The sequence below is a fragment of the Psychrobacter sp. TB55-MNA-CIBAN-0194 genome (genome assembly GCF_040309505.1).
Lineage (GTDB): Bacteria > Pseudomonadota > Gammaproteobacteria > Pseudomonadales > Moraxellaceae > Psychrobacter > Psychrobacter fozii.
Genome location: NZ_JBEOOW010000315.1, coordinates 1 through 270 on the forward strand (window position 1 = coordinate 1; position 270 = coordinate 270).

Genomic DNA, 270 nt, shown 5'->3' on the forward strand with positions numbered 1-270 from the left:
ATTCTAAGCCTTCCATTTTACGCAATTCTTTACGCAAAATTTTACCAACGTTTGATTTGGGAAGTTCGTCAACGAACTGCACATGACGGGGACGTTTATAGCCAGTCAATTGTTTTTTGCCAAAGTCGAGCAGCTCTTTTTCCGTCACCTCACCTTTTTTGACCACAAATATTTTAGGATCTTCACCGCGCATATCATTGGGAATACCAATCGCGCCGCACTCTTTAACCGCCGGGTGCTCACTCATGACCTCTTCGATCTCATTAGGGT

Annotated in this window: 1 protein-coding gene; it reads right to left on the minus strand. The window is 44.1% G+C overall.

The window, feature by feature from the left end; genetic code table 11:
* A partial coding sequence (locus AAEY75_RS15285) for an AMP-binding enzyme (RefSeq protein ID WP_502944434.1) occupies positions 1-270 on the minus strand: 270 nt, incomplete at both ends.